6 protein-coding genes and 1 pseudogene are annotated in these 9,368 nt (G+C 42.6%); 3 read left to right on the top strand and 4 right to left on the bottom strand.

Annotated features, from left to right (window positions below):
* Together NJ959_RS30785 and NJ959_RS20365 are read left to right on the top strand one after the other, a co-directional pair.
* Positions 1-217 (top strand): annotated as a pseudogene (locus tag NJ959_RS30785) (RNA-guided endonuclease TnpB family protein); the annotation flags it as partial.
* Between the two features lie 395 nt (positions 218-612).
* A complete protein-coding gene (locus NJ959_RS20365) occupies positions 613-2,097 on the top strand; it encodes a family 10 glycosylhydrolase (RefSeq protein ID WP_254013572.1) in 1,485 nt (494 codons plus the stop codon).
* Positions 2,098-2,303: 206 nt separating this feature from the next.
* On the opposite strand, the gene NJ959_RS30475 is transcribed toward NJ959_RS20365, so the two are convergent.
* From NJ959_RS30475 to NJ959_RS20345, 4 genes are all read right to left on the bottom strand, one after another.
* On the bottom strand, positions 2,304-4,034 hold the full coding sequence (locus NJ959_RS30475; protein WP_254013571.1) for an ABC transporter ATP-binding protein/permease: 1,731 nt from the start codon (positions 4,032-4,034) through the stop codon (positions 2,304-2,306).
* Positions 4,035-4,220: 186 nt separating this feature from the next.
* On the bottom strand, positions 4,221-4,844 hold the full coding sequence (locus NJ959_RS20355) for a cytochrome c oxidase subunit 3 (RefSeq protein WP_254013570.1): 624 nt from the start codon (positions 4,842-4,844) through the stop codon (positions 4,221-4,223).
* A 153-nt stretch (positions 4,845-4,997) separates the two neighbouring features.
* A complete protein-coding gene (gene ctaD / locus NJ959_RS20350) occupies positions 4,998-6,680 on the bottom strand; it encodes a cytochrome c oxidase subunit I (protein WP_254013569.1) in 1,683 nt (560 codons plus the stop codon).
* 147 nt (positions 6,681-6,827) lie between these two features.
* Positions 6,828-7,796, bottom strand: coding sequence for a cytochrome c oxidase subunit II (locus NJ959_RS20345; protein WP_254013568.1), 969 nt, complete (start codon positions 7,794-7,796; stop codon positions 6,828-6,830).
* Positions 7,797-8,300: 504 nt separating this feature from the next.
* Between NJ959_RS20345 and NJ959_RS20340 the strand changes: the two genes are divergently transcribed.
* Positions 8,301-9,227: a COX15/CtaA family protein gene (locus NJ959_RS20340; protein ID WP_254013567.1), complete on the top strand. Its 927-nt coding sequence runs from the start codon at positions 8,301-8,303 to the stop codon at positions 9,225-9,227.
* The last annotated feature ends 141 nt before the right edge of the window (positions 9,228-9,368 follow it).

Genomic DNA, 9,368 nt, shown 5'->3' with positions numbered 1-9,368 from the left:
GTTTGGCTTCCCCCGCTTCAAAAAGTTTGGGCAAATGAAGTCCATCCTGTTTCCTCAATTCAAAACCAACCCGATTACTGGCTGGCAAATAAACCTGCCCAAGGTCGGAAAGATGCCCATCAACCTGCATAGATCCATCCCAGAAGGGTTTGTAGTCAAGCAGGGACGGATATTGAGGAAAGCTGATAGATGGGAAGTAGTGGTAACAATGAGTTCATAAATGTGGTGCATGTGGATATGAAACAGATAGAGACCACGCAGCCTCAGAAGTAATCAGATTGCGTGGACTAGAACAACTGAGTACGCAGGGACTCTGCGGAATAGAAAACGCCTATGCAGTCGGTCTGCCGGGGATTGATGCAAGTCAGTCTAGGTCAGAGGCGAAACCCTGTAAGGGAAGAACTAGGAATGCCCAAAAGTGATTTTGGGAAGCCTGCGCTATAATCTCCGATTTAGCGCAGGAGGATGTCACAACGATTTTCGGTTCCCATTCCCAATCAATTTTCCGGAATATTGGCAAGATCGGTGAAAGGAGAAAAAAGCCCAGATTAAGTTAAGATATTTTATTTTGCGATCGCACAGAGTTGGTGTTCTTTTGTGGTGTTTGTAGGAATGTTTAATGGTTTTCTGCCAATGAAGCGGTGTTGGCGACATCTTTATCGCAGCAGTGTCGCAGCACTCTGGATTAGCAGTAGTTTAGTCAGTCAGGTGTGGTTGACTCAAGCGGCTCATGCTCAAACGTCAAATTATTGTAAATTTACACAAGAGGCAGTTTCCCAAAAAGAAAATTTACGGCTCAAGGCTTTAAAAGGTAGCGTGGATGCTGATAAAGACTACAAAGGGATTTTAAAACAGCACGCGACTTACTTACAACAGTGTCGCAATCGCACTTGGCCTCAAAATCAGGCGGTTTGGCTGCGGTTGTATCCCTGTGATACCCGGGCTGGGGCAATTGATGATATTCTAGATCGGATTGTGAATCGTGGCTACAATCAAGTCTACGTTGAAGTCTTTTTTGATGGACAGGTGTTTCTCCCATCTTCCGATAACCCAACAGTTTGGCCGTCTGCTTTGCGCTCCCCTGGTACTGAGCGTATAGATTTATTAGCTCAAGCTATTCAAAAAGGACATGAGCGGGGTTTGCAGGTTTACGCCTGGATGTTTTCGATGAATTTTGGCTACAACTATGCCCAGCGCCCGGATAGGCAAGGGGTGCTAGCTATTAATGGTAGAGGAGAAACGAGTTTAACCTATGTGGACGATCGCTCCCAAACCTTCATCGATCCTTACAATAATCAAGCCAAAAGCGATTACTATCAGCTCGTACAGGCAGTCTTAAGAAGACGGCCAGATGGTATTTTATTTGACTATATTCGTTATCCTCGTGGCAGTGGTTCAGATTCTGTTGCTAGTAATGTCAAAGATTTGTGGATTTACAGCGATGCTTCTACCCAAGCACTCTATGGTAGAGCATTAAATAATCAAGGACTAGAGTTAATTAAACGCTATATCAGTAAGGGTTCCATTGGTAATAGGGATCTAGAAGAGGTGAAGAAACTCTATCCAACAGAAGAAACTCCCCTTTGGCAAGGTAGAATTCCTGACGCTAGCGATTCCGGAGCTACCCTAAACTGGCAATTGTGGCAGTTATCAGTTGCTCACGCTGCCCAAGGAGTATTAGACTTTCTTGCAGTAGCCTCACTTCCCGCTCAACGTGCTGGAATCAAAGCGGGGGCAGTATTTTTTCCCGACGGTAATCAAATAGTGGGGCAAGGTGGGTACGATTCCCGACTCCAACCTTGGGATCATTTCTCCCCGATGCTGGAGTGGCATCCGATGTCTTACGGGGTATGTGGGCGTACTAATTGTATTGAGGATTTAGTCAGGCGAGTGACAGATAGGGCATCCTCTGAGACGATGGTGATGCCAGCTTTAGCGGGAACTTGGGGTAAATCGGTGAGTAATCGTCCATCTTTGGAGGCTCAGATGGAGGCAATCCGCACTCGGATACCGGGGATTAATGGGGTGAGCCATTTTGCCTTTTCCTGGCAAGAGCCACAATTCGATCGCGATCGCAAATTCTGTCGTTTAGATTAGTTATTGGCGATTAGATATCGCCGAAAGTGGGTAGTAATTGTTAGAATCTATTTACTAAGGGAACAACTCAATTGAAAGGTTATGTCCTGAATGTCAGTATACCTGAGTCTTAAGTCTCATCGACATTAAATACAATCCAGAAACCCGGTTTCTTCAAGAAACCGGGTTTCTCTGTACCTCACATACCTGAAAATTGCTCTATAGGTTTAAATCAACACCCCATCTTGATATTTTTCCACTGGAGTCACACGCCAACGGCAATCTCCTAACAATTCCAAAACAGAGGAATGATACTTTAATAAACTCGATCGATGCCCCACACTGATATAAGTGATACCCAAATCTTTTAAAGATTGGTAAAGAGATTGCTCATTTTTTAGATCTAAAGCACTTGTCGCTTCATCTAAGATAGCGTAGCGCGGTTTGCTAAGTAAAAGTCGGGCAAATGCTAACCGCTGTTGTTCTCCTAAAGATAGAACGCTTACAAAGTCTAACTCTACCTCATATCCTCCCACTCGTTCCGGTAAGTGCGCGAGATTTACCTGTTTCAAAATCAGATCCAATTCCGATTCAGAAATATCCCGATTTGTGTGAGGATATAATAACTGATCTCGCAGGGAACCAAGAATCAGATAAGGACGCTGTGGCAAGAATAACATATCCCCTAAATTTGGTCTAGAAATACGACCTGTACCCGCTTGCCATAATCCCGCAATTGCTCTCAATAGGGAACTTTTTCCCGTACCACTTTGTCCCGCAATTAGTAACCCTTCTCCCGCTGCTACTGTTACTGATAAATCGCGAACTAGTGTATTGTGATAGTTTGGAGTTTCCAATGTGACGTGGGCGAGGGCTACTTGTTCATCAACTACGGTATCAATAGTTGGCAGTCCAACTTTGGCAAGGATATCTGGATTTTCTATAGTTTGAGCGAACAATCCCAAACGATTTATACCAGCAGCAAATTCACTAAGCTTTTCAAACTTAAGCACAATAAGGGACATTGATTTTAATCCTTTATCAAATGCTTTAGTGGCTTGGGTAATCACTCCCAACTTAATTTGTCCTGAAAAGTAGAGCGGCGCAAGAACTAAAAATGGCAAAAATAAATGCGCTAAGTGTTGGTAGCTTTGGGTGAATAAACTAAGATTACGTTCCCATTTTAGTATCCGATTGAAGTTCCGATAAACTCCATTAAATCGCTCTTTTACTCGATCTACTTCTCTTCCTTCCCCCTGATAAAAAGCAATCGATTCAGCACTATCTCTTACATGAATCAAACCGTAGCGAAAATCAGCTTCTTTCTTACTTTGATTAAAGTTTAGTCCAATCAATCTTTTGCCAAACCATACTGTACCAAAAGTACCAAGAGTAGAGTAGATAACTAATATGATTACTAAGGGGATAGAAATTGACCACATCACCCCGATAAAACCAATCAAAGTAATGACAGATGTTAGAAGCATAACTAACAAGTCGAGGGATACGTTAGTAAAACTTTTGATATCTTCAGCAATTCTTTGATCCGGGTTATCAATTGTGGGATCTGAGTTAATCCGATAGTAAGCTCTATTGTCAAAGTATTGGGAAATAAACCGCTCAGTTAACCACCGCCTCCAGTACAAAGCTAGCTTCCGTTGCACGTAGTCAGATAAGGCATTCAATGGTACTGCTATGGCAATTATACCCAGAGAAAGAGCAATCGTTTCGTAGAAAGCCTTGATATTTTTATGGGCGAGGGCATTAATCAGATCCCGATTCATATAGCTGAGGAGTATTTCCTGAGAACTATTGAGTAATGCTAACCCTAATAAAATCAGGAGTAATCCTCTCGCGCCCCATTTTTCATTACCAAACCAGTAGGGTTTTGCGATAGTCCAAAACCGCTGCCATAATTGTCTGTCAACTCGATTGAGATTTATATCGATTCTGTTCACTATTAAATCTTCATATAATGAGTCGGGATTTAAAAATAAATTGATCGGTATACATAACTAATAACTAATAACTAATAACTAATAACTAATAACTAATAACTAATAACTAATAACCTATAACTAATAACCTATAACCTATAACCTATAACCTATAACCTATAACCTATAACCTATAACCAACAACAACTAGAGCAAATAAACCAGTGCGAAGAGAATAATCCACACAACATCAACAAAGTGCCAGTATAACTCCGCCGCTTCCACACCAAAATGTTCTGCACTAGAATAGTGATTCGCCTTGCGCGAGCGCCACAATACTGCCAAAATTAGTAAAAGTCCCACCGTAACGTGCAATCCGTGGAACCCAGTCAAGACAAAAAAGGAACTGGCAAATAAATTTGTAGTCAAACCAAATTCCAGATGACTGTATTCATAAACCTGTCCAACTAAGAATAACGCTCCCATCAAAGCCGTGATGCCAAACCAGATTTTCAACCCAGAGATATCATTCTTCTTAATCGCACTTTGACCTTTGTGCATGACAAAACTGCTAGAAATTAGATTGATTGTGTTAATTCCCGGCAGCAATAAATCTAACTCTGGTGTTCCTGCTGGAGGCCATTCAGGTAGTGTAGATTTGTAAATCAAAAAAGCAGTAAACAAGCCGAGAAAAATCATACTCTCAGCAATCAAAAATACAGCAACTCCGAACATCCGAAAATCGTGATGCGCTCCATGTTGAGTGACTGTTTCCTCTGAATTATGATAATTTAGGGCTGTTTTAGACGGATCGATGGTTGAACTCTGCATAAACTCCTTTGGTATGGTTATTGGTTCTTTGTTGTTGGTTATTGGTTATTGGTTATTGGTTGTTGGTTGTTGGTTATTGGTTGGCATTTAGATCCCCTTCTTAACAAGCAACAAATAACAAACAACCAACAACTAACAACTAACAACTAACAACTAAACATCCGCTTTTACTTCAGCCAGAATTGCCTCAACCTGTTGATCGCTGTCAATACTATAGCTGTCAATGCCATATTCGTAAGGTTCTGACCACAAAATGGGTTCCTCTGCAAAGTTCTCAATTGCTGGAGGAGAACTAGTCTGCCATTCTAACGTTAAAGCCCGCCAAGGATTGCGACCTGCTTTAGCACCACGTTTCAAACTCCACAACACATTAATGATGAAGGGCAATGTTGAAACAGCCATAATATAGGCTCCAACAGTGCAAATAATATTCAAAGTTTGAAATTTAGGATCGTAGAGGGCAACTCGTCGATTCATTCCCAATAATCCCAACTGGTGCATGGGTAAGAAAGTAATATTTAGACCAATAAACGTCAGGAAAAAGTGAATTTTTCCTAATGTTTCATTGATCATCCTTCCTGTCACCTTCGGATACCAGTGGTAGAACCCAGCAAATAAGCCAAGAACACTACCACCAAAGAGAACATAATGCAAGTGAGCAACGACAAAATATGTGTCGTGGACATGTATGTCGAAGGGTACTGATGCCAACATCACACCACTCAAACCGCCAATTAAAAAGGCAGAAATAAATCCCATAGCAAAAAGCATGGAACTATTAAAGCTGATTTTGCCGCCCCAAATTGTGGCACACCAGCTAAATACCTTAATTCCAGTGGGGACAGCGATAACCATTGTAGTGATCATGAAAAACATCCGTAACCAACCCGGAGTACCACTGCTAAACATGTGGTGCGCCCACACAATTAACCCCAAAAAGGCAATGGCTAAACTGGAATAGGCAATCGCGCGATAGCCAAAGATTGGCTTGCGAGCGTGGACTGGCAATATTTCTGAAATTGCTCCAAAAAATGGCAATATCATAATGTACACAGCCGGATGGGAGTAAAACCAGAACATGTGCTGATAAACAACGGGATCTCCTCCACCTGCGGGGTTAAAGAAATTAGTCCCCACAATTAAGTCAAATGAGAGCAGAATCAGTGCTGCTGCTAAAACTGGTGTGGCAATTAAAACTAGAGCGGAAGTAGCAATCATTGACCAGCAAAATAGGGGCATTTGATAAATCCCCATGGTGGGTATTCGCATCTTCAAGATGGTGGTCAAAAAATTAATTGCACCGAGAATTGAAGAAGTCCCAATTACAAGGAGGCTAAAAATCCAAATTCCCTCACCCACTTTGCTGCTAATCAAACTCAATGGAGGGTAAGAAGTCCACCCAGACTCTGGCGCACCAAAGAAAAAGCTACTTAATAATAGCAAACTGCCAGGAGGAACCATCCAAAAAGCCACCGCATTAAGTCGCGGGAATGCCATATCTTCGGCACCTATCATCAAGGGGATCAGATAGTTAGCGAAGGCTGCACCTGCGGGAATGATCCAGAAGAAGATCATAATCGTCCCGTGCATCGTAAATAGTCGGTTGTAGGTTTCCGGATCTACGAAATCAGAAGCAGGTGTTGCTAATTCTGTCCGGATTCCTCCTGCGAGAGCGCCACCAATAAAATAGAACACAAATGAGGTAACCATGTATTGGATACCGATTACTTTGTGGTCTGTATTGAATGTAAAGTAATCTTGCCAAACTCTTTGTTTTGGCTCTTTTCCCTGACCAGAATCTTTGGTCAATAGGGATTCTGTTGCTTGAGTTGACATGGGATTATTGCTTATTGGTTTTTTGTTGTTAGTTGTTGGTTGTTTGTTATTGGTTTTTTGTTATTTGTTATTTATTATTGGTTTTTTGACTAACAACAAACAACTAAAAACTAACAACTAACAACTAACAACCAATAACTAACAACATTATTGGATTTGCTGTAGGGTTTGGGAGTCGATCCCGATTTCACCAGCGTAGGGGGCTAAAAATTCGCTGTCTGAGAGTTGTGCGGGATTTATTGCGATGGCTTCTTTCAAATCATCGGTAGTGGCGATTTGCTGAGATTGAAGCCATGCCTGATAGTCTTCGGTACTATGGACGTAGAGTTTAGTAACCATTCCGCCATGATAAGAACCACAGAGTTCCGCGCAAATTATAGGATATTCACCTACCCTATTTGGTGTGAAGGTTAGTACTGCATCCCTGCCAGGAATAGCGTCTTGTTTAATCCGAAACTCTGGTAGCCAGAAAGAATGGATCACGTCTGCTGCTGATATATTTAGTCGAACTTGTTTCCCCACTGGCAGATGGAGATCTCCGCCACCAATTCCTAAGTCTGGGTAGCTAAAAATCCAGGCATACTGTACACCTAAAACATTAACAGTGAGATCTGGTGCCTCACCTTGTTTATTTGGCGTAGCACCTAATCCGAGAGCAATTGCCCCTTTACCTGGATTAAACGCAATCAAGTTTTGTGGTGCTGAGGAGTCACCCTCACTCATTTGTGCCATTTTTGCACGATCGTGGGATACCATCGGATCGAGTCCTCCCATGGCATTGTAAATCTCGAAACTGTAGACGGAGATGATCAAAACGATCACCGCAGGAATCGCAGTCCACAGAATCTCTAGAGGAATATTACCTTCAATTGGCGGTCCGTCTGTTTGATCGTCCTTCCGGCGACGAAATTTGAAGAATGAAACAATCAGCACGCCTTGAACCAGGATAAATAAACCTGTGGCGACAGTCATCATCAGGTTAAAGATGTCGTCCACCCGGCTAGCATCCTCAGAAGCCGCTACTGGCATGAGTCCGTGATTTTTACCGTACCAGAGACTGACTAAGGTGAGGACGATGCCAGCGATTAGAGTTGTAATGTTACTTGGAATGTTCACGGTTGAGGCAACCTCCTACCGATAGGAATAGGGACGTATTATTTTGTATGCAGATGGAGAATTGTTACCATCAAACCCTTGATATTAGGTCTCCTGTCGTTTACTAATCTAAAGCAGCTCAAGAGTTAAGTGGGTAAGAACCGTTAATCTTTATATATTTTTTAGGTTGTTTTTGGGGTGACACCATTGGTGGATGCCAAATTTCCATGGCGCAAATAATTGCAGGATAAGGCATTCAGTCCAGATATCACCTCCCATAGCATATCTGTGACCCGCTCTCCAATAATTAAAGAAATGTAAACTTAGTTGAAGTAAGTATGAGATTTGTAGATCGCAGCCTAACAATCTGAAAAATATCTAAAGGTATGAGGGAATTGCTGGGGGATCGTTAACACTGGAAAAGATACTTAGTTATAGTTGAGAGGCAATAGCCTACCGCTCCCATCGAAAAGAGCGGTAATGAGTGGGTACTCAGGGTTTGGTAAATTTTTTGGTGGTTGGTAAATGACAGAATCAGTCCTTCATCAGCATGGTGTTACAGCCAAGCAACTCCCCCAAGCTAAGGATCGCATCCGCAGTCTAGTCTGGAAAATCGCGATCGCTACCCTGCTGTTGATGGCAGTTGGCAGTGCCACACGGGTGATGAATGCAGGTTTAGCTTGTCCTGATTGGCCTCTGTGTTATGGTCAGTTAGTGCCAAGTCAGCAAATGAATTTTCAAGTCTTTTTGGAGTGGTTTCACCGACTTGATGCGGGTTTGGTTTGTTTAAGCACCATCGCTTTGGCTGGTTTATCCTGGTGGGAACGTCGTTCTTTACCCAACTGGCTACCTTGGGCTGCTACCTTAGCCTTATTCCTAATTTTGTCCCAAGCTATCCTGGGTGGATTGACTGTTACTGAACTACTGCGGTTTGATATAGTCACAGCTCACTTAGGCACAGCACTGCTATTTTTTTGCACTTTGCTCGCTATTGGCACAGCACTTCTTCCCTACCAAGGTACGGGTAAGGTTGACAAATTACCTTGGATAGGCTTAACCGCCGCAATTTTAGTTTATTTACAAAGTCTGCTGGGTGGATTGGTTGCCTCCCAATGGGCACTACATCAATGCTTTGGGGCATCTCAACTCTGTACTGTAATTAACAGTCACATTTTTGGTGTAGTGCCGCCAACTGTGGCAACGTTGACAGTTGTTTGGATGGCATGGCGCACAGCTGGTTTAAATCCATATTTACGCCAATTAGCAAATATTGCGGCTATCTTGGTAGTTTTACAAATCCTTCTCGGTGTGGCTACGTTTCGGCTGCATCTACAAGTTGAACCATTGACTGTAGCACATCAATCTCTTGGTGCAGCTTTACTAGGAACTTTAGTTACATTCACAGTTTTAGCCTTGCGGGATCGCAGTGGTTTGATAGGGAATGGGGAGTAGGGAGTAGGGAGTAGGGAGTAGGGAGTAGGGAGTAGCGGGAGAGTTAAAACTGATAACTTCCACGCCTTTCAATAGAGCGTTTCATGTAGGGTGGGCACTCCCCCTTAGAATTTGAAAAGCTGATTATTACGTTAGTGGGGA

The sequence above is a fragment of the Limnofasciculus baicalensis BBK-W-15 genome (assembly GCF_024178385.1).
Classification (GTDB): domain Bacteria; phylum Cyanobacteriota; class Cyanobacteriia; order Cyanobacteriales; family Coleofasciculaceae; genus Limnofasciculus; species Limnofasciculus baicalensis.
The sequence above is the reverse complement of the archived record's forward strand: the minus strand, read 5'-3'. Positions and strand labels throughout refer to the sequence as shown.